This is a genomic window from Flavobacterium sp. IMCC34518 (genome assembly GCF_027111095.2).
Taxonomy (GTDB): Bacteria; Bacteroidota; Bacteroidia; order Flavobacteriales; family Flavobacteriaceae; genus Flavobacterium; species Flavobacterium praedii.
The window spans coordinates 1,122,458-1,149,243 of sequence record NZ_CP114284.2; the positions used below are offsets into that span (position 1 = coordinate 1,122,458).

Below are 26,786 nucleotides of genomic sequence, written 5' to 3' on the forward strand. Positions count from 1 at the left end.
ACACGATTTTAAGTATTTTGAATATTTTTATTCAAAAAAAAAGGATATAATTCAAAACGCTTTAAAATAAATAATAAACACAATTTTGTGATATTTAATTACAGAAAATCCTTAATATCATCCTTTCGCAAAAATTTAATATCTTGCATAAAATTTTAATATCCACTAGTTATGAGCAAACAAGAAGAATTTATTCAGCATATAAATAACGGTTATTTTTCAAAAGGAGACAGCATAACACTTGGAGGCGCAATACTTAACAACGAAGTCTTACCAAATACTTTTGTAAAAATTCCTATAAAAACTTTAAATCGACATGGGTTAATTGCTGGTGCAACTGGAACTGGAAAAACAAAAACAATTCAAGTACTTTCGGAGCAACTTTCATCATTTGGAATACCCGTTTTGATGATGGATATAAAAGGGGATTTTAGCGGTATTGCAAAAGAAGGGGTTGAAAAAGATTTTATAAAAGAGCGCCATGAAAAATTAAATATACCCTACTCTGTGTCAAGTTTTCCTGTAGAATTAATGTCTCTTTCTAAACAAGAAGGAGTAAGACTTCGCTCTACTATATCGGAATTTGGTCCTGTTCTATTTTCTAGAATTCTGGATTTAAACGACACACAATCCGGAGTTGTTTCAGTCATATTTAAATATTGTGACGATACAAAAATGCCATTATTGGATTTAAAAGACATCAAAAAGGTTATTAATTTTATTACAAACGAAGGAAAAGAAGATATTGAAAAAAGTTATGGCAAAATATCAACTTCGACAACTGGAACCATTTTAAGAAAAATAATAGAACTTGAACAACAAGGAGCCGATTTGTTTTTTGGAGAAATGTCGTTTGAAATTGATGATTTATTGCGCATTGACGAAAACGGAAAAGGGTATATAAATATTATTCGGTTAACCGATATCCAAGATAAACCCAAATTATTCTCCACTTTTATGCTAAGCTTATTAGCTGAAATTTACCAACAAATGCCTGAAAAAGGGGACGTAGAACAACCCGAATTGGTTATTTTTATAGATGAAGCCCACTTAATCTTCAATGAAGCCAGCAAAGCATTATTGGAACAAATTGAAACCATCGTAAAATTAATTCGTTCCAAGGGAATTGGAATCTATTTCATCACCCAAAATCCTATGGACATTCCTAGTGGTGTTTTGGCTCAATTAGGTTTAAAGATACAACATGCATTAAGGGCATTTACAGCAAACGACAGGCAAGCAATCAAACAATCAGCAGAGAATTATCCTATATCCGAATTTTACAAAACAGACGAAGTATTAACGAGCTTGGGAATTGGAGAAGCTTTTGTAACTGCCTTGAGTGAAAAAGGAATTCCAACTCCACTTGTAGCCACTATGATGCGTGCTCCAATGAGTAGAATGGATGTTTTAACAGATATTGAAATTCAAGAAATCAATGCAAAATCGAATTTAGTTAAAAAATACAATGAAATCATTGATCGTGAGAGTGCTTATGAAATGCTTTCCAAAAAAATAGAATCTGCTCAAGAACAAGTTGCAGCAGAGCAAGAAAAAAAACAGGAAAGCAATGAACCGAGTACTGCAAGTGTAGTCACAAAATCAGTTTTGAAAGTAGTTACAAGTGCTACTTTTATTAGAGGTGCATTTGGAATATTATCTAAAATATTTAAAAAATAATGAAAAACTTCATCACCCTTTTTATTATTCTTTCCACCTTTGCTAGTTGCTCACCAAAGTCAGAATCTAAAAACTTAACATATGTCAAATTAGAAATTGTTAAGACAGAAAAAGATTTTGAAAGATTAGTTACTGAAAAAGGACCAGCAGAAGGTTTTTATCAATTTGCCGATTCTAATGCTGTTATCAAAAGAGAAAACGACTCATTAATCATTGGCAAGAATAATATAAAAAAATATTACTTAAACCTAAAACTTCAAAATCCAACTATAACTTGGTCTCCTGATGCCGTAATTGTTTCTGATGCCGGTGACATGGCTTCTAGCTATGGCAAATACAAATGGACCACTAAAGACGCTTCTGGAAAAGAAAAGACCACAAAAGGAGTTTTTCACACAGTTTGGAAAAAACAAAAAGACGGTTCTTGGAAATACATTTGGGATTAATTTAATTTTTTAAAGGATAAAAAACCAATTTTGTAGAAGATTGGATAATTTCTTTTTTATTCAATTTCATTTTTCTGAATTTTCCAGAATTGTACAACTCCACTTGATCTCTATAATGCGAACTAAATGGATTTCCTGATTGGCCCGTTGGTAAAATTCCCCAACTGTTTTCAATATCCGAAAAATCTATTACTCTTCGACTTGAAGGCCCTCCTTTTACTTTGTAAAATCCATCATCTACAAAATCAAAAAACTGATTGTTTATCACTTCATTGGATCCAGAAATTTCAAATGGACCAACATTAAAAAAGGGTCTAAATAATGCAACTTTTCCAATTGGATGCTGATATTCTACTGAATGCACTTTTCCCCAAGTCCAATCATACGGATTTTCTCCTAATTGTTTTTCTAAAGCAGCTATTGCTTCTTCAAACGATTTGGTTATAATTTGACTTCTATTCTCTTTTGTGTTTTTAGTTGTAACATTATCCCACCAAGGTGAATTTTCGTTAGCTATTTGTCTAGCTACAATTTGTTTCATAATGTGAGTTCCTAAAAACTGTTTGAATGCTTCATCCCCCAATTCGTCTTGAAAAGTATTTTTTAGATATAAAAAAATCCATTTGTTATAAATAGTAGGCCCAACATCTTTTAAGTTATTTGAACCCCTCCACGTTTTTAAAATATGTAATATTTCAGTTTCAGTTTTAGAAAATGATTTTAAATTTAAAGCCGAAAATAAATTTTTCACCACTTCTGGAGCAATAATAGAAGTATTATCATTAATCATTTCGCCTACAGCATTTCGATCCCAGTATGATTTTGCATCCAATAATTGTGTGATTCGTTTAGCCCTATCCTCAGGCAAATAATACCCTGGATAAGCAAAACCATCAATGGATTCTGGCTGATTGTTTGCTGAATAAACATAATTCCAACTTGGATTGACAGCTGATGGATTTTTAGAAAAATCAAAATACTCTAGAGTATCGTCTTTTCCATTAGAACCATCTAGAATAAAATTGGTATTCACAGCATTACTGTGTTTATACAATTTACCAGTTGCCCACCAACCCACGTTCCCTTTAGCGTCGCCATACATCACATTCAGTCCTGGAGCAGCAATGAGAGCAACTCCTTTTTGAAAATCTGTAATTGACTTTGAATGAGAAAGAGCATAAAGGGCTTCAATACTATGAATGGGTTGTTGTGTGTAAATCCAAGACATAGCAACAGGTTTATCACTTTTTAAACCTACTAACAAATCATTCATAACAGGGCCATGCTGACTTACTTTTATATTCAAAACCACGTCTGAGGAATCTTTTACTTTTATTATTTTCTTCCTGATTTCATAATCCTTAAATCCGTTTTTAGTTTGGTATTGATTACTGTTTTTAGGATTGTTTATTTCTTGATAGAAATCGACATCATCATTTTCAAACATGGTTAAACCATAAGCATATTCTCGATTATGTCCTAACAAAGGAAAAGGAGCTCCTGCTAAATAACAGCCATACAATTCAAAATCTGGAGTTTCAATATGCGCTTCATACCATGTTCCAGGTTGCGAAAACCCTATATGCGGATCATTCGCAAAAATTACTTTTTTATTCTTTGTCTTTTGCGGAGAAAGAACCCAACTATTGCTTCCGACAAAAGGGGCAACTGGAGACTGATCTAATAATGACGCAATAGACTTAGAAATAGCCTCATATTCTTGAGGACGTTGTTTTGCAATTTTAATTCGTGTTGTATTGAATTTACCATCTAAACCAAAATCTTTTAGATAATCCATTCCATATTTATTTCGAATATCGGTCAATAAAGGATCTGTTTTTTGAGCCATTGCAAAACTAAAAGACATGTATCCAAAAATATTATACACATCTTGAATTGTAAATTTTTGCTTTTCAATCCCTAATAACTGAAATTCTACTGGCGTAACACCTTCCTGAACATATTGATTAATTCCGTCTAGATATGCCATTGTCAATTGATAAGCTGGACTTTTTTTATCTAATTTAAGAATGGCATTTTGAGAAGCTTCTTCAATTCCTAAACCCACAAAAAATTTATCATTCTTCAAGGCAACAGATCCAAATATTTCAGACAATCTTCCTGGTACAATACGTCTGAGCAATTCCATTTGCCATAACCTGTCTTGAGCATGTACATAACCCAAGGCAATCATGGCCTCTTTTGTGTTTTTGGCATATATATGAGGTACTCCAAATTCATCAAAATAAACCGTAGTTTGATTTTTAATGTTTTTTAAAGAAATCGCTCCTTCATAATTAGGCTTTTGATAACTTCTGTAAATAAAGAAACCGCCAACTAAGGCAATTATTAAAAAAATAAAAAATAGTAAGGCTCTTTTTAGGTTTCTCATTGGTTATAATTTTACAGGCTTTATCAAACTTATGCAAAAATCAACACATTTTATATTCCTTTTTTAGGAAGTACATTTAAAAATGAGACAATTTTTATCAAATACAAATAAAACACAATTTTAATGAATTTAAGCATTATTGTTAATTATTTATTATAATACAAAGAATAATACTCTTAAAAGTTAAAATTAATTATAAATATTGAGATTTTTACAATTAAATTAGAAGGATTAACTGTCAGTTTCTTATATTTGTTAAAACAAAAAAAACCATGAAAAATATTTCAAAAGAAACCATTTCACAAATGGATAAGATTGAAAAATTAAATTTAATTAATTCATGTACTGGTTTTAAATCCGCCAATTTAATTGCCACAAAATCTATTGAAGGAAATACCAATGTAGCTATTTTTAGTAGTGTTACCCATCTTGGTAGCAGCCCATCTCTTGTAGGTTTTATTGTACGACCAACCAGTGTTCCTAAAGATACTTATAAAAACATTATGGAAACTGGTTTTTTTACAATTAACCACATAACAGTTGATATGATTGCCGATGCACATCATACCTCTGCCAATTATGATTCTGGTATCTCTGAATTTGACAAAACGAATCTAGAAGAAGAATATAAAGATGGTTTCAATATTCCTTTTGTGAAAGGGAGTCCGGTACAACTCTATTGTAAATATGTAAACGAATACTTCATCAAAGAAAATGATACTATCCATATTATTGCCTCTATTGAACATGTTTTCTTTGATGAAGCTCTGGAGCATAAAGATGGTTGGTTGCAGCTTGATAAAGGAAATATTGTTGCCTTAAATGGTGTTGACGGTTATTTCTTGCCTAAACTAATTGATCGTTTTCAATATGCCAGACAAGGAGTTCCGACAAAATCTTTTCCCAAAGAGAAGTGATAAAAGTGACAGAAAAAATTTGAGTCGCTGTTTTCAGTAACTGTTTACAGAATTGACCGTTAAGATACCCATTGGCGTTCTTAACTCTATTTAATAAAAAATTAAATCTGTTTTGAAAGTTAAAACAACAGCATTCTTCGATTTTAAAAGTTGAATAGAAATAAAAACTAGCTCTGAAAAAAAATTACAATAAAAAACGGGAATAGTTGAAAAAACTATTCCCGTTTTTTTTATTTTCCTAAAATTCCAGTTTTTAAAATCTGTCCAAAATGAAACATATCTTCATACGAAGTATATAACGGAACTGGCGCTAGACGGATTACATTTGGTTCACGCCAGTCTGTAATTACTCCGTTCTTCATTAAATAATCAAATAAACTGCGTCCTTCTCCATGAAGAAAAACAGACAATTGACATGCTCTTTCTGATGGATTTGTTGGGGTTATAATTTCAAAGGAACCTTGCACTTCATTGCTAATTTCGTTCAGAATAAATTCTAAATAAGAGGTAATTGAATCTCTTTTTAATATTAATTGGTCCATTCCTATTTCGTCAAACATTTCGACAGAAGCTAAATATGGTGCTAATGATAAAATTGGCAAATTACTGATTTGCCAACCTCCAGCTCCGTGAACATGGTCAAAAACAGGCTCCATTTTAAAACGTCGTTCTTTGTTGTGTCCCCACCAACCGGCAAATCGAGGCAACTCTTTATTGGTATGATGTTTCTCATGCACAAAACAACCAGAAGCATTTCCTGGACCTGAGTTCATGTATTTATAACTGCACCAAGCTGCAAAATCGACTTTCCAATCGTGTAGTTCTAGTTTAATATTTCCAGCGGCGTGAGCCAAATCCCAACCTACATAAGCTCCTTGTTTATGCCCCGCTTCCGTGATGGTTTTCATGTCAAAGACCTGACCTGTGTAGTAATTCACTCCACCAATTAAAACCAAAGCCAGCTCCTCTCCTACTTCTTCAATTTTTGATAAAACATCTTCCAGGCGGATGTTATGTTCTCCCTCACGGCGTTTTATTTCCACGATCGCATCTTCGGGTTTGTAACCATGAAAATGCACTTGGCTTTGAAACATATATTGATCAGAAGGAAAGGCTTTTTCCTCGCAAATAATTTTATAGCGTTTTGCTGTTGGTCTATAAAACGAAACCATCAACAGATGTAAATTTACCGTTAAAGTATTCATTACGGTAACTTCACTTGGTAAAGCACCCACCAAATTACTTAACGGATTAGCAAAACGTTCTTGATAATCCCACCACGGTTTTTCGGCATAAAAATGGCCTTCAACAGCGAGGTTTGCCCAATCGTTCATTACCTCATCAACGTATTTTTTGGTTCTTTTGGGTTGTAATCCCAAAGAATTTCCCGTAAAATAAATCACTTTTTTATCATTGACTTTTGGAAAAATAAATTCGTCTTGGTATTTATGTAGATGATCCTGTAAATCGAGTTGTTGCGCAAATTCTAAGGTGTTTTTGAAATCCATTTTTTCCATGTTTTAAAGCCGTAAAAATAGAAAAAAGATAATAGCGAACAGAAAATAGAATAGAGAAAATAGACAATAGAGGAAATAAAACTGATAATTCAATAATAATTAAATCTCCATGAGCCTATTTTTTACATTTAAAGCAACAAGATTCTTATGAAAAGAAATTGCGTTAGGGATAGTAATGGAAAGTTTTGATCTGAAACCATTTAGTAATACAGCAACGAGGAAGCGACCAACGGAAGCTCCCGCAGTGCTAGTATTACTTTGGTTTTGGGTAAAAACTTGTAATGGATAGCCCGCAATACGCCCAGATAAAAAAGATTACAGATTTTAGAATTTAGATTTCTGTACTGTGCGTTCGCTTCGCTCAATTTAGGGCAAAAAAAAATCTCGCCATTGCTGACGAGACTTGTATTTATAATTTTGAATGTGATTAGATAATCAACATGGCATCTCCATAAGAGTAGAATTTGTATTCTTCTTTGATTGCTTCCTCGTAAGCTCTTTTCATTAAATCGTGTCCACAGAAAGCAGAAACCATCATTAATAAAGTAGATTTTGGCGTGTGAAAATTAGTAATCATACACGTTGGAATGCTAAAATCGTGAGGAGGAAAAACAAATTTGTTTGTCCAACCGTCATACGGATTCAGGGTGTTTTGTGATGAAACTGAACTTTCTACGGCACGCATAGAAGTAGTTCCTACGGTACAGATTCTTTTTTTATTGGCCTTAGCAGTATTTACAATATCACAGGCTTCTTGAGTGATTTTCAACTCTTCAGAATCCATTTTGTGTTTCGATAAATCCTCCACTTCAACTGGATTGAAAGTTCCTAAACCAACGTGAAGTGTTACTTCGGCAAATTTAATTCCTTTAATTTCCAATCTTTTCAACAAATGTTTAGAGAAGTGTAAACCAGCAGTTGGAGCCGCAACAGCACCTTCTTCTTTGGCATAAATTGTTTGGTAGCGCTCTGCATCTTCTGGAGTTACATCACGACTAATGTACTTAGGGATAGGAGTTTCTCCTAGTTCTGTCAATTTATTTCTGAATTCTTCATAAGAACCATCATAAAGAAAACGCAATGTTCTTCCACGAGAAGTAGTGTTGTCAATTACCTCGGCCACTAATGAATCATCATCGCCGAAGTATAATTTATTTCCGATTCTAATTTTACGAGCTGGATCTACTAATACGTCCCAAAGTCTTTGCTCTGCATTAAGTTCACGAAGTAAAAAAACTTCAATTCTAGCTCCAGTTTTTTCTTTGTTTCCATACAAACGAGCTGGAAAAACTTTAGTATTATTCAATATTAAAACATCACCATCATCAAAATAATCGATAACGTCTTTAAACATTTTATGTTCTATCGTTTGTTTCTTACGGTCAATCACCATCAAACGAGACTCATCTCTATTTTCGGCTGGATATTCTGCAAGAAGTTCTTTTGGTAAATTAAATTGAAAGTGAGATAATTTCATTTGCTGTTTGTTTAAAAGTTTAAAGTTTCAAGTTTCAAGTTATTTAAACTGAACTTAAAAATCTTTCGAATGCAAATATACGACTGTGAGATAGGCGTTGTCAAGTGTTTAAGGGTTTATTTTTCCTTACTCGTTCCTATCTATCAATATAATTGTGAAAAACACAACAAATACCTATGTAAATGACCATTTTTGAATCATTAAAAAATTTAATTTTTTTAAATCATCCCAAAAATCAGGATAGGATTTTGACACAACATCAGCATTATTGATAATAATTGGCACTTTTAATCCCAAAGGTGCAAATGCCATTGCCATTCGGTGATCGTTATAGGTGTCGATTCTTATCTCTTTATTAATATTTTCTGTTGCCAGTAAAGTCAAACTATCATTAGTAACTGATATATTGGCTCCCAATTTTGTTAGTTCAATTCGAAGTGCTTCCAGTCTATCGGTTTCTTTAATTTTTAAAGTATGCAACCCTGTAAGATGGCATCCGATTCCGAGTCCTAAACAAGTTACTACAATCGTTTGGGCAATATCTGGAGTGTTATTTAAATCTAAATTTAAGTCGGAATAAACAAAACCTTCTTGTTTGGTCAAAGTCAGTTTGTTTCCTTCAAAATGAGAAGCAACTCCCATTTGTTTGTAAATTTCAACCAATTCCGAATCTCCCTGCAAACTGGTTTCCTTATAACTTGTCAAAGAAATAGAAGCCGTCTTTGCCAAAGCGACTAAACTGAAAAAGTAGGACGCCGAACTCCAGTCGGATTCTACCGTCATTACTTTGGTTTCTACTTCTTTTTTAGGATGTACCGTAATTACATTTTCGATAAAATTGGTTTGAATATCTAAATCATTCAGCAAAGCCAAGGTCATTTTGATATAGGGAATTGATGTAATCTCACCAACCAAAGTCAGTTCGATACCATTTTCTAATTTTGGCGCTACCAAAAGCAATGCCGATATATACTGACTGCTTACATTAGCAGGAATACTCACTTTATGGGCGGTAATTTTTTGTCCTATGATTCGAATGGGCGGATACCCATCTTCTTTTTCATAAGTGATTTGTGCTCCTAATTGTTGCAAAGCCTCCACCAAAACTTTAATTGGGCGTTCGGTCATTCTTTGCGAACCTGTTAACACTACTTCTCGACCTTCGTTTACAGAAAAATAGGCCGTTAAGAAACGCATTGCCGTTCCCGCATGGTGAATATCAACAATTTCCTCATTTCCTTCTAAAGCTTTTTGCATTACCTCACTGTCATCCGAATTGGAAGTGTTCGCTAGAGTAATATTTGGATATAATGCTTGAAGCAACAACAGTCTATTGGTTTCGCTTTTGGAACCTGTAATGGCAATTTGTTCTTCTAAATCGAGTTGGGAAGTTTGTAACAGTAAATTCATTTTGGAGTAATTGATAGGTGTGTTCTGGCAAATTTATTTTAAAAAAAGGATGTACCAAAACTTTGTCCTGACTTATAACATTATTTTAGTTTATCGTTGTTTTTGTGGCGGTCTTTGTCTCGAACGGATTTTAAATCCATCTTTTTATCAAAAGCGGCTTGCAAATCGATTCCAGTTTGATTGGCCAAACACAATACTACAAAAACAACATCGGCCAATTCTTCGCCGAGGTCTTTGTTTTTATCACTTTCTTTTTCGGATTGTTCGCCGTAACGACGGGCTATAATTCGAGCTACTTCACCTACTTCTTCGGTGAGTTGCGCCATATTGGTCAATTCATTGAAGTAGCGAACTCCGTGTTCTTTGATCCACGTATCAACGTCTAATTGGGCATTTTTTAGGTTCATGGTTGATTTTTTTATATTTAAAGATTCAAAAAAAATTGAACTTTACTCTTTATTTTTACTATCTATTTGAATTGTTACCGGACCATCATTGAGCAACAATACTTTCATATCGGCACCAAAAATACCGGTCTGCACTTTTTTTCCTAATTCCTTTTCTAAAGATTCTACGAAATTTTCATATAAAGGAATGGCAATTTCAGGTTTTGAAGCTTTTATATACGAAGGGCGATTTCCTTTTTTGGTCAAGGCATGAAGCGTGAATTGAGAAACCACAATAACTTCGCCTTCAATATCTTTTACAGAAAGATTCATTACGTCATTTTCATCTCCAAAAACACGAAGATTGGTGATTTTTTGGCAAAGCCAATTGATGTCTTCTTGCGCATCGGCATCTTCGATTCCTACTAAAACCAATAGCCCTTTTTGAATATCGGCTACAATTTTAGCATCAACAGTTACAGAGGCTTGGGAAACTCTTTGGATAACAACTTTCATAGCCCCCTAACCCCCGAAGGGGGAATTACAACGTGAACAAATAAAATCAATCATATTTAATAAAGATTAAAAAAGCATAAATTACAAAAAATTTAAACATCTTTTTTGAGTTCCCCCTTCGGGGGTTAGGGGGCTATTCTCTAGATTTATCACTAATGATTCGGTCTTCATTGTAATCATCTGTACGATAATGTTCGTCATCACCTTCGAGAATTTTGAGATAACTATTGTAACGAGACCAAGCTATTTCATCTCTTTCCAACGCAGCTTTTATGGCGCAATGTGGTTCTTCTTTATGCAAACAATTGTTAAATTTGCATTGATCTTTTAATTTGAAGAATTCCGGAAAATAACCGCTAATCTCGGCAGGATCCATATCGACCATTCCAAAACCTTTGATACCGGGAGTATCTATAATTTTGGCACCAAAAGACAAATCATACATTTCGGCAAAAGTGGTGGTGTGTTGTCCCTGTTTACTTGCTTCCGATATGGTCTTCGTTTTTAGATGCAAAGAAGGCTCCATCGCATTTACCAAAGTCGATTTACCAACCCCTGAATGCCCAGAGAACATACTCACTTTTCCTTTCATTAATTCCTGCAAAGCATCAATTCCTTTCATTTCTGCAGCCGAAACTCTCAAACATTTGTACCCTATTTCCTGATAGACATGTTGCATATACAATTGCTCATCTAGCGTAACCTCATCCAAAGTATCGATTTTATTGAATACCAAAATAGCCTCAATTCCGTACGCTTCAGCAGTCACCAAAAAACGATCAATAAAATTGAATGTGGTTGGTGGATTATTTACAGTTACTAATAAAAATACACGATCAATATTCGAAGCAATAATATGCATTTGATGCGATAAATTTACTGCTTTACGAACGATGTAATTCTTTCTTTCGTGAATAGTATGTATGGTTCCAGTTACAGTATCCGAAGTTTCTTCGAGTTCATAATCGACAATATCACCCACAGCAATTGGATTGGTGCTTTTTATTCCTTTGATTCGGAATTTCCCCTTCATACGGCATTCTATAAAATCACCTTGTTCCGATTTTACGGTGTACCAACTTCCTGTAGATTTGTAAACGAGTCCTGTCATTATTGATTTTAGATTTCTGATTTTAGATTTCTGATTTTAGATTTCTGATTTTAGATTTCTGATTTAAAATCTAAGACTTTGCAAAGATAATTAGTTTGTTTTAGGTTTAAATATTTAAACGCTTTTAAATATTTAATAAAAAAAAGATTGTGAAAGAATCACAACCTTTTAAAATTTTATTGTTCTAAAATTAACCTTCCCAATTTATCTTGTTTTTTTCTTGATGAATACAAAATAAATTCACTCTCATTCTTTCTATAATAAACACCTGGACGAAGCACCAATTCGTTTTTTACGACTTCCTCAGGATCTTTTCTCGTAATCGCCCCTTTTTCGTCAAATATAAAAAGAGAAGGAACCGAATTATTATAATTACCAAGTGCTTTTATTTTTTCAATATCCGTAATTCCTTTGTTTTTAATATTGTCATTAAAAATCACATTCAACTTACCATCTCTATACATTGGAATTGCTCCTAGATATTCAGGTCCTTTTCCCAAATCTACTAGTGGTATCGTTAAAGATGCTCCAACCGTAAAACTCCCATTTCCTCCTACAGCTCCTAATGACAATGACATTGTAGTAATTGCTGCTACTTGTTCTTTTGGCAAAACATTACTCCAATCTAATGACCCGTCAGGCTTTAGAGAGGTTACTATAATCTCATTTTTGGTGTAAATTACTGGTGTAAATGACAAAGGCCCGAATCCTGCACTTTTACCATAATAAACAGTTTGCAATTCTGAAAGCACAATTAAACCCCCATCATTTCTTTCAATTATTGTTGTAATATTATAAAGTGGTTTTACATCTTTTCCATTCTTAGCTCTTCTCTCGCCTAATAACTTAACTTTTGTTTCATAATCAAACTCATCAAATTTCACTTCGGGTATCGCTGTACTGCTAAGATCTAATGTTGCATTATAAACTCCTTTTAAATCCTTATTCGCTTTGCCATTTTCTCGGACACTTGAATAAAATCCAACTAGTTTTAATGTGTTTTTTATTGTAGAAATCATTTTGCAGTTAATAATTTCTTTTCCTTTTATATTAATATCAACAACCTCTTTTTTATAATTATTTGCTCGTTTGAAAGTATGAATCTGAAATTTTTCAATTTGCTCTTTCTTTTTAGAGTCTCTATAACTTTCATTAATAACTAAAAAAACATCATTTTGAAAATTCAATTCAAAATCTGAAATAGTAAATTCATAATCTTTTTTACTATCATCAAATTTTACCTTTTCGGCATTTGAAAAAAGTTCATTTAATTTATTGTCTAATAATTTCACTTCATACTGAACAGCATCTTCTTTCGAGAATAAAGAGGTGTGCATTACTAGCAAGTTATTTTCATCTTGAGAAAGTTTAAAATAAAACATTCCTTTTTCTGATTTTTTTTCAACAACAGAATTAAATAAAAGGATTGATTTTTCACTTAAAACACCTTTATCTGATACTGGCACTCCAACCAAATTAAACGTTTTTTGTTTTCTATTGTAAACACTACCAATAGCATATAAATTTTCGCTTAACAAAAATATTTCTTCAAAATCAACTTCTCTATCTTCAAGTTTAGGGATAACAATAGGATTTGAAGAAATAATTTTCATTGTTTTCGATTCGAAAATCTTTAAAAAATATTCTTCCTTGCCCGCAATGGCTAAAGCATAAATTTTATCATTGGATTCCCCAATAATTTTAACGATTTTTTGATTGTCTTCTGGTAGTTCTTCACCATAAGTCATGTTCAGTTTATCAATTTTGTTTTGTGCAGACAAACTCATACAAGACAAACAAAACAATAAAAAAGCAAAAGTAATTTTTTTCATTTTTAAATTTTTAATAATACTAATAGGATATTTTTTTTTATGAAACATAAAAAAACCTTCTGCATGACACAGAAGGTTCATTTTATTTAACAATATTAATACTTATTTTTTTAATAATTAAGCGTTTAATATTTTTTCTTGGTGACCAATACTTTCTTGGTGAATATCTTTGAATAATCTAACGATAAATTCTTCTGTCAATCCTTTTTTGGCACCTTCGGCAACCATTTTTTCTTGAATTTCATTCCAACGGTTGTTTTGAAGAATAGCCACGTTATTGTCTTTTTTCACTTGTCCAATTTCGTCAGCTACTTTCATTCTTTTCCCTAATAGTTCTAATAAATTAGCATCCAATACGTCGATATTAGCTCTTAATTTAGTCATTTTACTTGCAAATTCGTCTGTATCTCCGCTCACTTTTCTTACTTTCAAATCTTTGAAAATTTGTTTCAAAGCGTCTGGAGTAACTTGTTGTGCTGCGTCACTCCAAGCATTATCTGGATCGTGGTGTGTTTCGATAATCATACCGTCATAATTCAAATCCAATGCCTCTTGAGTCACTTCAAGAATCATATCGCGGTTTCCTGTAATATGTGAAGGGTCGATAATTAAAGGCAAATCAGGGAATTTGTTTTGCAATTCGATAGCAATCTGCCATTCTGGAATGTTTCTGTATTTTGTTTTTTCATAAGTAGAAAAACCTCTGTGAATTACTCCCAATTTCTTGATTCCAGCAGCATACAAACGCTCAACTCCACCCAACCATAAAGCCATATCTGGGTTTACTGGATTTTTAATCAAAACTATTTTATCAGTCCCTGCCAATGTATCGGCGATTTCTTGAACAGCAAATGGATTTGCCGTTGTACGAGCACCAACCCATAAAACATCAATGTCATTTTCTAAAGCTAATTTACAGTGCGCTGCAGTAGCTACCTCAGTACCCATTAGCAAACCTGTTTCTGCTTTGGCTTTTTTCAACCATTTCAATCCAATTTCACCAACACCTTCAAATCCTCCTGGACGGGTTCTTGGTTTCCAAATACCTGCTCTAAATACACTAACATCCGAGTCTTTCAATTCGTGAGCAATTCTTAAAACTTGCTCTTCTGTTTCAGCACTACAAGGTCCTGCAATTACAAGTGGGTGAGACAATTTGAATTCGTTCAACCAATCTCTCATTTCTTTCTTGTTTTCCATCTTTTCTTAGTTTTCCCCATTCCAACACTTATGTTGTCGTAAATGGATGATTGTTTTTAATTACTTACTACTTTTATTATTTAATTCTTCTAATTTTATTTTTATTCTAAAGTATGACTGCAAACTAATTACTTCCTACTTTTTGGCATTCATTCCATTTAATATTTCCTTGATTTTGTTTACGCTTTGCATTTCGTTAAAAATCGCTTCGTAATCATCATTTACCAAAAGCTCTTTGAACTTGGTTAAATTCGAAATATATTCTTCCAATGTTTTCACCACCTGCTTTTTATTCTGTTTAAAAATCGGTGTCCACATTGCTGGCGAACTTTTGGCCAAACGAACCGTACTTTCAAAACCGGAACCCGCCATATCAAAAATATCTTGCTCGTCTTTCTCTTTATTGATTACCGTTTTTCCGAGCATAAACGAACTAATGTGTGACAAATGCGATACATAAGCAATGTGTTTATCGTGCGATTTTGGATCCATGTATCGAATTCTCATTCCGATTGCCGAAAAGAGCCACAATGCTTTTTCTTGTAATTTGAAAGTCGTTTTTTCTACCTCGCAAATGATGTTAGTCTTTCCTTGAAACAAGCCTTTTATCGCTGCCGATGGTCCCGAGAACTCCGTTCCTGCAATTGGATGCGTTGCTATAAAATTCCTTCTTCTTGGATGACCTGCAACAGCTTCGCAAATTGGAATTTTGGTCGAACCTACATCAAAAACAATAGCCGAATCTGAAATTAAATCCAACACGGTTGGCAAAACCACAATCGCCGTATCTACTGGAACCGAAACAATTACCAAATCCGCTTTGGACAAATCATCAAAAGTCGCTGCTTCATCAATAACTCCAAGTGCTATAGCTTCTTGCAAATGCTTTTCGTTGCTGTCTATTCCAAAAATTTTGGCATCAGGATTCAAACCTTTAGCATCCAATGCTATTGATCCTCCTATCAACCCTACACCTATTACGTATATATTCATAATTCTGTTTTTTGTAGCTAATCCTGCTATCCGTTTCAATCTTTTACTTTTAAAAGAAAAAGTAAAAGGATTTACACTGCTATCAGGGCTAGGGCTTCCCGTTTTTTAAGAGATTTTATTTTATTTCAACGGTACTAAAATCGATCAATAGCTTCCTGTACTTTCTCCTCTTTTACACAAAGTGCAAATCGAATGTACCCTTCTCCATTGCTTCCAAAAATAGTTCCTGGAGTAATAAAAATATGTTTCTCGTATAATATTTTATCGATAAAATCCTCCGCAGATGCTATCCCTGCAGGCAATTTGGCCCAAACAAATAGTCCAACACCTTCTTTGTATACTTCGCAACCAAGTTTTTCAGCCAATTGCTCGGTAAGGACACGACGTGTTTTGTAAATGGCATTCATCGAATCAAACCAAGACTGATCGCTTTTTAAAGCTTCAATCGCTCCTTTTTGAATTCCGTAGAACATACCACTATCCATATTGCTTTTTACTTTAAGAACGGCATCAATAAATGCTGCATTTCCCAAAACCATTCCAACTCTCCATCCTGCCATGTTGAATGTTTTACTCAAAGAGTTCAATTCCAATGCCACCTCTTTAGCTCCTTCCACTTGCAATAAGCTCATTGGTTTATCATTCAAAACAAAACTATACGGATTGTCATTGACTAATAATATGCTGTGTTTTTTGGCGAAAGCCACTAATTTTGCAAACAATTCCAAACTTCCTCTCGCTCCTGTAGGCATGTGCGGATAACCGATCCACATAATTTTTACTTTTGACAAATCTAATTTCTCTAAAGCATCAAAATCAGGTTCCCAATTATTTGCTTCTTTCAAATCGTAATAAACAGGCACGGCTCCAACCAGATTCGTCACAGAACTGTATGTCGGGTAACCTGGATTTGGAATCAAAACATGATCTCCTTCATTCAAGAAAGCCATAGATATGTGCATAATTCCTTCTTTGGAACCAATTAAAGGTAGAATTTCCACATTGGGATCTAAGGCAACTCCATAATTATTTTGATAAAAATCGGCCATACCTTTTCTAAGTTCTGGCAATCCTTGATAACTTTGGTATTGGTGTGCGTTTTCGTCCTGCATTGCCGAAACCACCGCGTCAATTACCGCTGATGATGGTTTCAAATCCGGACTTCCAATTCCCATATTGATAATTGGTTTTCCTTCTGAGGCCAGTTGTCTCACTTCTCTCAACTTTGATGAGAAATAGTATTCTTCAATGATATCGAGACGTTTTGATAGCCCCACCCCAGCCCTCCCCGAAGATGAGGGAGCTATTGCAGAGATTTGTTTTTTTTCTGAATTTTTCAATTGTACTATTTTTTAATCTAAAATTATAAGTTTTATTGCTCTATAATCCCCCTTCGGGGGCTAGGGGGCTAAGGTTTGGTGTTTTTGTATTCGCCCAATACTTTAAAATATTCGGCCATTATCGTTAACAAAGCTTTTGACTTGGCATAATCTTCATATTTATCGAAAGTCACATCAACGAAAAAAGAATATTTCCAAGGTGTTTCAATTTTTGGCAACGATTGTATTTTGGTCAAATTCAATTTACAATCACTCATCACATTCAGCACCGCTGCCAAACTTCCTCGTTTGTGATCCAATTCGAATTTTATCGATGCTCTATTGATTTCGTTTTTTTCAAGAAAAGAATTTTCTTTTTTAAGAATAACAAAACGAGTCATATTATTGTTTATCGTTTGAATTTCTGGCGCCAAGATCTCCAAATCATACATTTCCGAAGCTGTTTTACTGGCTATAGCTGCAATTCCTGTCAGCTGTTTTTCGTGAATTCTTCTAGCGGTTTCGGCAGTATCCTTGTCTTCAACCAGTTTTATGTTTGGGTATTTTTTCAAGAATTCCATACATTGCAACAAAGCCATCGGGTGTGAATGAACTTCTTGAATATCCTCTATTTTTTGACCTTTCAGCGCCATTAAATTTTGGTGAATATCCAAATAATGTTCTCCTATAATGTGCAAATTGTTTTTGTCAATTAGTGCGTAATTTGGAATGATAGGTCCAGCAATAGAATTCTCAATGGCCATTACCGCCTGATCTGATTTTCCCGACAGTAAACTCGCTACCAATTCCTCAAAAGACAGACATTCGTCCACTTCTACATTTTGATAAAAATAGTCCTGAGCCACTTGATGGTGGAAAGATCCTTTAATTCCTTGTATTGCAATTTTCGTTCTCATTGGGTCAAAAAAAAATCCTGATTTTCATCAGGATTGTATATTAGTTTTATTTGTTTTTTAATCTTTCAAATAACCATAGCACAATCCCTTACTTCCTAAAGAAGAAATAAAAAGAGTTGCTAAAATAAAAACGATTATTAGACATGGTTTTCTTTGTTGTTCAATTATTTAATGCAAATGTATAACATATTTCGAGTCGGCCAAAATAAATATAATTTTTTATGTAACAAAAAAAGATTTGCTTGTTAAAAGATGTTTTGACTTATTATTTCATAAAAATAAGAGTTTTTTGCACCTTAAAATTATTGAATTCAAAACAACTAATAAAAAAGCATATGGCTATTTGGATGAAAAATAGTGTTTTTTGAATTCCTTCCTTTATAAAGTTGATGAAAAACGGCACCGTTCTGTTTTTAATCAAAAGGTGATATGTACGCGTGAAGGATGGGCTAAGCTACCGAAGTAGCAGCAACAGCCTGACCGCGTTGCGCAAAGGAGCCCAATAAGCAGTGTCTAAATTTGGCTCCTTTGCGCAACGGGGGCACGCCCAAAATATCTAAATTTAAGTAATGCTTTTTGAAATCCATTTTTTGCCTTCGGAAATTCTGGCAACTACCATTGCAGAGACCAAATCACCATTGGCATTTAATAAAGTTGCGATTGGATCTACTAGAGTTCCGATAATCATGGCGGCCGGCAAGGCTTGCTCCATTGGGAATCCGTAAACGGTGATGGCGAGAATTTCTCCTATATAGCCTCCGTTTGGAATACCGCCTTCGACTACAGACACTATTATGGTGATGCCGATTGCGGTTAATAGGGTGTAAGGATCGGTAAAATCCTTGCCGAATAAGGCAAAAATTACGGCGATTTTGACAATCGACGACATGCTGGAACCGTCTTTGTGTAAAGGTGCTCCAAGAGGAATTACGAGATTGCGAATGTGACTTGGTATGTTCATTTGCTCTGCTGCTTCAAGGTTTGCCGGAATGGTTGCGATGCTGCTGCAGGTTCCCACGGCAGTTAATGCGGGTGTGATGTTGTTTTTCCAAAATAGTTTTAATCCCGGTTTTCCTCCAGCAAAAAAAGCATATAAACTGAAAAACACGATAAAGTAAAAAGTACAAACGGCATAATAAAGCGCCAATGGTTTGGCATAAGCGCCAAACAATTGCGGCCCGAAAATTCCAACTTGATACGCAAAATAAGCGCCAAGACCAATTGGAGCTGTTTTCATGATTACATGCAGTAATTGTTTCATTACTTCGTTTCCAGAATTAAGAAATCTTGCGAAGTCTTTTCCTTTTTCGCCTGCGCGTAGCGTTGAAAAACCAATTAGGAAAGAAAATAATATAAGTGCGAGCATATTTTTTCTTGACAATATTTCGTAGAAATCATTAACCGTCAGCAGTTGTGTGATTTGAGATCCGGTACTACTTTCCTGAATGGTTTCTAAGGCAACTTTTGAGATTATAATGCCTTGATGGATTGGAAAAAGCAAAACGCCAATAATCATTATGATGGCCGAAATAATTACGGTTGTTAAAAATACTCCTAGCACGATACCGAAAAGTTTACCGAGTTTTTCGGATTTTTGCAAATTGGCAATCGAAGAAGCGATAGTAAAAAACACTAGCGGTATGATTGCAGTAAAAAGTAAATTCAGAAAAATATCTCCTAATGGTTTTATGACTTCTACGCCATTTCCGAAAACTAGACCTAAAATGCTACCAACCATTATTCCGCCAAGGAGCAATAGGATACTACTGTAATTTTTTAAGAAACTGCCCGATTGATTATTTCCCATATTGAATTTGTTTACTTGTAAATATATAAATCTTAATGATAAAGCCATCATTTCTATCCAACCTTTGTCAAAGTTTTGAACTTTGACAAAGGCGAAAGGCTCATTGTTGGACAAAAACAATAAACAAACGTTTTTTCTGTTTACTTTTGCAACAAATAAAGTTTTATGTCAATAGAAGTAAAAAACATTTCGAAAAGTTACGGTGCTCAAAAAGCGTTGGACAACATTTCATTTGCGGTTAAAAAAGGAGAGATTGTTGGGTTTTTAGGACCTAATGGTGCCGGAAAATCTACTTTGATGAAAATCTTAACGACTTACATCAGCGCTGATTCAGGAGTAGCACTTGTGAATGGTTTTGATGTGAACTCTCAAGAAAAAAGAGTTCAGCTCTCTATTGGGTATTTGCCGGAACACAATCCGTTATATTTGGATTTGTACGTTCGGGAATACTTGGCTTTTAATGCCGATGTATATAAGGTAGAAAAATCCAGAATCGAAGAAGTGATTCAGCTAACGGGGTTACAATCCGAAAGCCATAAAAAAATAGGACAATTGTCCAAAGGGTATCGTCAGCGTGTGGGATTGGCCAATGCCTTATTGCACAATCCTGATGTTTTGATTTTGGATGAACCCACAACAGGATTAGACCCAAATCAATTGGTCGAAATCAGAAATGTGATTAAAAACGTTGGGAAAGACAAAACCGTTTTCCTTTCTACACATATTATGCAGGAGGTTGAGGCAATTTGCGACCGAGTAATTATTATTGACAAAGGACATATTGTAGCTGATAAAAAATTGGACAACTTAATCTCTGTCAATAAAGAACAGGTAATTGAAGTCGAATTTGATTTGGAAGCAGACTCTGAATTAATTGCTCAAATTCCACATTTAAAATCGTTTAAAAATATTCAAGGTTGCTCTTGGGAATTGATTTTTGTTTCGGATAAAGATATGCGCCCAACTGTGTTTGACTTTGCTTATGATAATGGATTGAAGACTTTACAACTGAATCAGAAGAACAAGAATTTGGAAGCGGTTTTTAGAGAGATAACGAAGTAGTGATCAGTTTTTAGTGGTCAGTCAGTTTGCAGATAAAAAAGAAAGCTCGTTTAAAATGGATTTAAACGAGCTTTCTTTTTTATATTAAGACCGATTCTCTTTTTGAAACGTCAGTACTAAAAAACCTGACTCGCTATTTGTCTGATATTTTCAGATTTTCCCATAGAATAATAATGCAAAACTGGAACTCCAGCTGCTTTCAATTCTATGGATTGCTGAATGGCCCATTCGATACCCACTTGACGTATTTCGGCATTGTTCTTGCATTTATCAACTGCATTTATCAAATCTTCGGGCAAATCGATACGGAAAATTTGAGGCAAGACTTGTAAATGTCTTTGTACCGCAATTGGTTTTATTCCTGGAATAATTGGAACGGTGATTCCCATTTCTCTGGCTTTGGCTACAAACTCAAAATATTTGGCATTGTCAAAAAACATTTGAGTCACCACATAATCGGCTCCAGCATCTACTTTTTCTTTCAATCTTTTTAAGTCCGAAATCAAAGAAGGCGATTCCAGATGTTTCTCTGGATAACCCGCAACACCAATACAAAAATCGGCCTTGTTGTCGATGTCCATTACATCGTGCAGATACTTTCCGTTATTCAATTGATAAATTTGACTCACTAAGTCGGATGCATAATTATTCCCACCTTCTTTGGGTACAAAGGACTGTTCGTCTTTCATCGCATCTCCGCGAAGTGCCATAACATTGTCGATTCCCAAATAGTGACAATCGACCAATAAATATTCTGTTTCCTCTTTGGTAAAACCACCACAAAGTACGTGAGGAACGGTATCTACATTGTATTTATGTTTGATAGAAGCGCAAATCCCTAAGGTTCCGGGACGCATTCTAGTCAATTTTTTTTCCAATAAACCATTGCCTTTATCCACATATATATACTCCTCACGAGAAGTCGTTACATCTATAAATGGTGGCTTGAACTCCATCAACGGATCGATATTGTCGTATAACTCCTGAATACTTTTGCCTTTTTGCGGCGGAATAATTTCAAAAGAGAATAACGTTTCTCCTTTGGCATTTTCTATATGTTGTGTTACCTTCATAATCAGCCCCCTAACCCCCGAAGGGGGAATTCCTGAAAGGGGTCATCAGGATTGTGTTAATATATTCTGCCTTTCTATTTCCCCTTCGGGGGTTAGGGGGCTAATCTGCAATATTCGGATTCAACCATTTCATTGCAACTTCGGTTGAAACACTTCTTCGTTTCGCGTAATCAATAACCTGGTCTTCTTTTATTTTTCCAAGTCCAAAATACTTGCTTTCAGGATTTCCAAAATAATAACCCGAAACAGAAGAAGCAGGCCACATTGCCATACTTTCGGTCAAGGTTACTCCTATTTCTTCAGCAACGTTTAAGAGTTTCCAAATGGTTGGTTTTTCCAAGTGATCTGGACAAGCTGGATAACCTGGTGCAGGACGAATTCCTTTATAATCTTCCTCAATAAGTGCTTGTTTGCTCAAAACCTCATCAGAGGCATAACCCCAAATTTCTTTACGGATTTTTTCATGTAAATATTCGGCGAATGCTTCGGCGAAACGGTCAGCCAAAGCTTTGACCATAATCGAATTATAATCGTCTAAATCCTTTTCAAATTCAGCTGCCCATTCGTCAACGCCAAAACCAGTGGTTACGCAAAACGCTCCCATATAATCTACTTTTCCACTTTCTTTTGGAGCAATAAAATCGGCTAATGCGATATTTGGAGCACCTTTAGTTTTTTGTGACTGCTGACGCAAAGTCAAGAATGTCTGTAATGGTTTTCCGTTTTCATCAGTCAACTCAATATCATCATCGTTGATTTGATTCGCAGGGAAAATGCCGTAGATTCCTTTGGCTTGCAATTTTTTCTCTTTCAAAATTACTTCCAACATCGCTTGCGCATCTGCAAAAACAGAAGTCGCTTGTTCACCAACAACATCATCTGTCAAAATCGCAGGATACTTTCCGAATAATTCCCAAGTTCTGAAAAACGGCGTCCAGTCGATATACGGAACCAACACATCCAAATCCACTTCCACAATCTGCTCACCAATAACTTTTGGTTTTACAGGTTCGAAATGCCTCCAATCCAATTGCAATTTATTTTTACGGGCTTGCTCAATCGTCAAGAAATTCTTGTCGCGCGAACGGTTTAAGAATGTTTCTCTAAACGCATCGTAATCGGCACGAATATCGCTGGCATAAATTTTTCTATTGTGATCCAATAAATTTCCAGCTACTGTAACCGCTCTTGACGCATCGTTTACGTGAATCACGGTTTCCCTGTATTGAGGTGCAATTTTCACGGCAGTATGTGCACGTGAAGTGGTTGCGCCACCAATCATCACTGGGATTTTCATTCCTCTTTTGTCCAATTCCTTAGCGAGATACACCATTTCGTCTAGCGACGGCGTGATTAATCCGCTCAAGCCAATAATATCTACCTCGTGTTCGATAGCCGCAGCAATAATTTTTTCGGGAGGCACCATAACACCCAAATCCACAATTTCATAATTATTACAAGCCAATACCACCGAAACAATATTTTTACCAATATCGTGAACGTCGCCTTTTACGGTTGCCATCAAAATCTTTCCATTCCCTGATTTGTCGCCTACCTGTTTAGCAGCTTCAATGAACGGCAATAAATAAGCTACCGCTTTTTTCATCACACGTGCCGATTTTACCACCTGTGGCAAAAACATTTTACCACTACCAAACAAATCTCCCACAACATTCATCCCCGTCATCAAGTTGATTTCGATAACTTCGATAGGTTTTGTGGCTGCCAATCGGGCTTCCTCAACATCTATTTCTATAAAAGCATCCACTCCTTTTACCAAGGAATGCGTGATTCTTTCCTGAACTGTTCCCGAACGCCATTCTTGTATCGCAACTTCATTGCTTTTAGTATCTCCTTTTACATTTTCGGCAAAATCCAATAAGCGCTCTGTGGCATCATCGCGTCTGTCCAAAATAACATCCTCAACATGCTCTAATAAATCCTTTGGAATTTCATCGTAAATCGACAGCATCTCTGGATTTACAATTCCCATTGTCATTCCGTTTTGAATGGCGTGGTACAAGAAAACCGAGTGCATCGCTTCTCTCACCGTGTCATTTCCTCTAAACGAAAACGAAACGTTACTCACTCCACCGCTTATGTGTGCGTGCGGTAAATTTTCCCGAACCCATTTGGTTCCCCTAAAAAAATCCAAAGCATTCAGGCGGTGTTCCTCCATACCAGTCGCTACGGGGAATATATTCAAATCGAAAATAATATCTTGCGGAGGAAACCCAACTTTATTAACCAGAATATCATACGAACGTTGGCAAATCTCCACTCTACGATCGTAATTATCCGCTTGTCCCACCTCATCAAAAGCCATGATAATAGCCGCGGCTCCATAACGCTTGATTAATTTGGCGTGATGGATAAATGCCTCTTCACCTTCTTTTAGCGAAATCGAGTTTACCACACATTTTCCCTGCACGACTTTCAAACCAGCCTCAATGATTTCCCATTTCGAGCTGTCAATCATAATGGGCACTCGAGAAATATCCGGCTCGGCAGCAATTAAATTTAGGAATTTGGTCATCGCATAAACGCCATCCAGCATTCCCTCATCCATATTGATATCGATGATTTGCGCGCCACCTTCTACCTGCTGTCTCGCAATATCAAGTGCTTCCTCGTATTTTTCCTCCTTGATTAATCGAAGGAACTTTCTAGAACCTGTTACATTGGTTCTTTCCCCAACATTCACAAATACGCTGTCCGGCGTAATGATCAAAGGCTCTAATCCCGATAATACAAGGTTTCTTCTATTTTTATTGTGTCCCATTTTTTTATTTTGAGTTACTAAGTTTCTAAGCAGCTTAGATCCTAAGTTTTTATTATTTTGTCTACAGCTAAAAAACTGTAGTTATATTTTATTTTAATTTCAACTTTATTTGGGCGTGACCAAAAGGGTCGGGCTATTCGTTTCAAGTCCTCGACCAATTCCGTTATCACTCCATTGGTCTCCGGGCTTTTCACTGCTATCCCTCACGCGGGCATTGTGCAATAAATTAAGTTTTGTTTTTAATCAAACCCTTTTATTTTATTCTCTTTACGGGCACGGATTGCAAATCCGCGCTATCGGGCTACTTAATATTAAAAAATTTTAAAGCTTTTAAAAAATCTTTATCTTGTACATTTTCTTTTTTTGTCAATGTAAAATGCACAAACGAATTCTCACCTATAGAACCTCTAGAAAAACTTATTTCGCTTACCTCTATTATGTTTTCTATTTTTAAAAAAATAATACAATTTTCAATAGTTTGCCTAACTGTTTTTTCATCTTTAAATGATGAATTTTTAAAACTTAAAATATTTTCAGTTAAAATATTAAAATCGAAATAGTGCAATTGAAATGTCTGATTCATAAAAATTTATACAATGTTTTTTAATTAATTCTCTGCTTCAACAACAATATCTCACGCTGAAAATCATACGACATCCAGTAGATTTAAATCTTAATCTCTTTCCATTTATTCAATCTACATCACAGCCTTAGAAACCCTCGGCTTGTAATCCTTGGCGATATTCGCAATCAATTTGATATGATTTGGGGTTGTTCCGCAACAACCGCCTATGATATTTATTAAATTATCGTCTAAATAACTTTTAATTTGGGCTTGCATTTCCTCTGGTGTCTCATCGTATTCTCCAAAAGCGTTTGGCAATCCAGCATTGGGATGCGCCGACACGTTGAAAGAAGTGTTATGTGACAAAGTCTGCAGATACGGTTTCAATAAATCGGCACCAAGAGCACAATTGAATCCTACGCTCAATAACGGAATATGCGAAACCGAAACCAAAAAAGCTTCCACCGTTTGCCCCGAAAGTGTTCTTCCCGAAGCATCCGTTATTGTTCCGGAAACCATAATTGGAATATCAAGATTGCGTTCTTCTTTTACTTCTTCGATGGCGAAAAGTGCTGCTTTGGCATTTAAAGTATCAAAAATGGTTTCTACCAAAAGTAAATCGCAACCGCCGTCTAGTAAGGCTTCTACTTGCTGTTTGTAGGCAATACGCAAATCATCAAAAGTAACGGCTCTGTATCCCGGATCGTTCACGTCTGGTGACATACTCGCCGTACGGTTTGTCGGGCCTATTGAACCGGCAACAAAACGAGGTTGGTTTGGATTTTTGGCAGTGAATTCGTCAGCTACTTCACGGGCTAGTTTTGCCGACTCGTAGTTCAATTCATAAACATATTCTTCTAGATAATAATCCGCCATTCCGATGGTGGTTCCGGAGAACGTGTTGGTTTCAACTATATCAGCTCCTGCTTCAAAATAGGCGGCGTGTACCGCTTTGATGGCTTGAGGTTGCGTTAGGGACAATAAATCATTGTTCCCTTTCAGCGAATGCGGAAAATCTTTGAAACGTTCGCCACGAAAATCTTCTTCGGAGAAATTATAACGTTGCAGCATGGTCCCCATTGCTCCGTCGAGCACGAGTATTCTCTTTTTTATTTCTTCCGTAATCAGCCCCCTAGCCCCCGAAGGGGGAACACCAATATTGTCTTTTAAATCTTTTGACATTTTATTTTATTATTTACTGTTTTTTGGCTCTTTGAATCCAAAAAATCACAATTATTTACTCTTTAGCCCCGATAGGAGCAAGTATCCTTTTGTGCCGGGGTTCGGCACAAAAGATACTTGTGTATAGCGGGAACGATAATGCCAAAAATGCACTAATCATTCGCTTTAAAAAAATATCGAAATGTTGTCAGGAAAAGGTTTG

The 26,786-nt window shown here is 35.2% G+C and carries 21 protein-coding genes; 4 read left to right on the top strand and 17 right to left on the bottom strand.

What is annotated here, in order from left to right; translation table 11 throughout:
* The first annotated feature begins 171 nt into the window (after positions 1-171).
* Positions 172-1,680, top strand: coding sequence for a helicase HerA-like domain-containing protein (locus tag OZP06_RS04975; protein WP_281238750.1), 1,509 nt, complete (start codon positions 172-174; stop codon positions 1,678-1,680).
* Complete coding sequence (locus OZP06_RS04980) at positions 1,680-2,126, top strand: DUF4440 domain-containing protein (protein WP_269223917.1); 447 nt, start codon at positions 1,680-1,682, stop codon at positions 2,124-2,126. Before OZP06_RS04975 ends, OZP06_RS04980 begins: the two co-directional genes overlap by 1 nt.
* Position 2,127: 1 nt before the next feature.
* On the opposite strand, the gene OZP06_RS04985 is transcribed toward OZP06_RS04980, so the two are convergent.
* Positions 2,128-4,518: a penicillin acylase family protein gene (locus OZP06_RS04985; RefSeq protein ID WP_269223918.1), complete on the bottom strand. Its 2,391-nt coding sequence runs from the start codon at positions 4,516-4,518 to the stop codon at positions 2,128-2,130.
* Between the two features lie 272 nt (positions 4,519-4,790).
* Here OZP06_RS04985 and OZP06_RS04990 point away from each other — a divergent pair, with 272 nt between their 5' ends.
* Positions 4,791-5,435, top strand: a complete 645-nt coding sequence (locus OZP06_RS04990) for a flavin reductase (RefSeq protein ID WP_269223919.1) — start codon at positions 4,791-4,793, stop codon at positions 5,433-5,435.
* 230 nt (positions 5,436-5,665) lie between these two features.
* On the opposite strand, the gene kynU is transcribed toward OZP06_RS04990, so the two are convergent.
* The 12 genes from kynU to OZP06_RS05050 all read right to left on the bottom strand — a co-directional run bounded on the left by kynU (position 5,666) and on the right by OZP06_RS05050 (position 19,920).
* Positions 5,666-6,943: a kynureninase gene (gene kynU, locus OZP06_RS04995; protein ID WP_269223920.1), complete on the bottom strand. Its 1,278-nt coding sequence runs from the start codon at positions 6,941-6,943 to the stop codon at positions 5,666-5,668.
* Between the two features lie 436 nt (positions 6,944-7,379).
* The gene (queA, locus tag OZP06_RS05000; protein ID WP_281238745.1) at positions 7,380-8,429 is read right to left on the bottom strand and encodes a tRNA preQ1(34) S-adenosylmethionine ribosyltransferase-isomerase QueA; all 1,050 of its coding nucleotides are present in this window, start codon (positions 8,427-8,429) and stop codon (positions 7,380-7,382) included.
* A gap of 174 nt (positions 8,430-8,603) precedes the next feature.
* Complete coding sequence (locus tag OZP06_RS05005; RefSeq protein ID WP_269223921.1) at positions 8,604-9,839, bottom strand: 3-phosphoshikimate 1-carboxyvinyltransferase; 1,236 nt, start codon at positions 9,837-9,839, stop codon at positions 8,604-8,606.
* Between the two features lie 80 nt (positions 9,840-9,919).
* The gene (locus tag OZP06_RS05010) at positions 9,920-10,246 is read right to left on the bottom strand and encodes a nucleotide pyrophosphohydrolase (protein ID WP_007811153.1); all 327 of its coding nucleotides are present in this window, start codon (positions 10,244-10,246) and stop codon (positions 9,920-9,922) included.
* A gap of 42 nt (positions 10,247-10,288) precedes the next feature.
* Complete coding sequence (gene dtd / locus OZP06_RS05015) at positions 10,289-10,741, bottom strand: D-aminoacyl-tRNA deacylase (protein WP_281324306.1); 453 nt, start codon at positions 10,739-10,741, stop codon at positions 10,289-10,291.
* A gap of 133 nt (positions 10,742-10,874) precedes the next feature.
* Positions 10,875-11,852, bottom strand: coding sequence for a ribosome small subunit-dependent GTPase A (gene rsgA / locus OZP06_RS05020; protein WP_269223922.1), 978 nt, complete (start codon positions 11,850-11,852; stop codon positions 10,875-10,877).
* 176 nt (positions 11,853-12,028) lie between these two features.
* Complete coding sequence (locus tag OZP06_RS05025) at positions 12,029-13,684, bottom strand: hypothetical protein (RefSeq protein WP_281324307.1); 1,656 nt, start codon at positions 13,682-13,684, stop codon at positions 12,029-12,031.
* A gap of 117 nt (positions 13,685-13,801) precedes the next feature.
* Entirely contained in the window at positions 13,802-14,884 is a 1,083-nt protein-coding gene (locus OZP06_RS05030) for a bifunctional 3-deoxy-7-phosphoheptulonate synthase/chorismate mutase type II (RefSeq protein ID WP_269223925.1), read from the bottom strand.
* 135 nt (positions 14,885-15,019) lie between these two features.
* Positions 15,020-15,877 carry a prephenate dehydrogenase gene (locus OZP06_RS05035; protein WP_269223926.1) on the bottom strand — a complete coding sequence of 286 codons (858 nt, stop codon included), beginning with the start codon at positions 15,875-15,877 and terminating at the stop codon, positions 15,020-15,022.
* Positions 15,878-16,011: 134 nt separating this feature from the next.
* The gene (locus OZP06_RS05040) at positions 16,012-17,154 is read right to left on the bottom strand and encodes an aminotransferase class I/II-fold pyridoxal phosphate-dependent enzyme (protein WP_269224553.1); all 1,143 of its coding nucleotides are present in this window, start codon (positions 17,152-17,154) and stop codon (positions 16,012-16,014) included.
* A 131-nt stretch (positions 17,155-17,285) separates the two neighbouring features.
* Positions 17,286-18,113 (bottom strand): prephenate dehydratase, encoded by an 828-nt coding sequence (locus tag OZP06_RS05045; RefSeq protein WP_269223927.1) that lies wholly within the window; start codon positions 18,111-18,113, stop codon positions 17,286-17,288.
* Between the two features lie 562 nt (positions 18,114-18,675).
* A complete protein-coding gene (locus tag OZP06_RS05050) occupies positions 18,676-19,920 on the bottom strand; it encodes a dicarboxylate/amino acid:cation symporter (protein ID WP_281240393.1) in 1,245 nt (414 codons plus the stop codon).
* Positions 19,921-20,085: 165 nt separating this feature from the next.
* On the opposite strand from OZP06_RS05050, the gene gldA reads away from it, so the two are divergent.
* A complete protein-coding gene (gldA, locus tag OZP06_RS05055; RefSeq protein WP_281324308.1) occupies positions 20,086-20,982 on the top strand; it encodes a gliding motility-associated ABC transporter ATP-binding subunit GldA in 897 nt (298 codons plus the stop codon).
* Positions 20,983-21,098: 116 nt separating this feature from the next.
* Here the strand turns inward: gldA and metF are convergent, their stop codons facing one another.
* The 4 genes from metF to OZP06_RS05075 form a co-directional block, all read right to left on the bottom strand.
* Positions 21,099-22,055 carry a methylenetetrahydrofolate reductase [NAD(P)H] gene (gene metF / locus OZP06_RS05060; protein WP_281238739.1) on the bottom strand — a complete coding sequence of 319 codons (957 nt, stop codon included), beginning with the start codon at positions 22,053-22,055 and terminating at the stop codon, positions 21,099-21,101.
* A 100-nt stretch (positions 22,056-22,155) separates the two neighbouring features.
* Complete coding sequence (gene metH, locus OZP06_RS05065; protein ID WP_281238738.1) at positions 22,156-24,837, bottom strand: methionine synthase; 2,682 nt, start codon at positions 24,835-24,837, stop codon at positions 22,156-22,158.
* A gap of 301 nt (positions 24,838-25,138) precedes the next feature.
* Positions 25,139-25,420, bottom strand: a complete 282-nt coding sequence (locus OZP06_RS05070) for a hypothetical protein (RefSeq protein ID WP_269223931.1) — start codon at positions 25,418-25,420, stop codon at positions 25,139-25,141.
* Positions 25,421-25,534: 114 nt separating this feature from the next.
* Positions 25,535-26,482, bottom strand: a complete 948-nt coding sequence (locus tag OZP06_RS05075; protein ID WP_281324507.1) for a homocysteine S-methyltransferase family protein — start codon at positions 26,480-26,482, stop codon at positions 25,535-25,537.
* Positions 26,483-26,786: the final 304 nt, after the last annotated feature.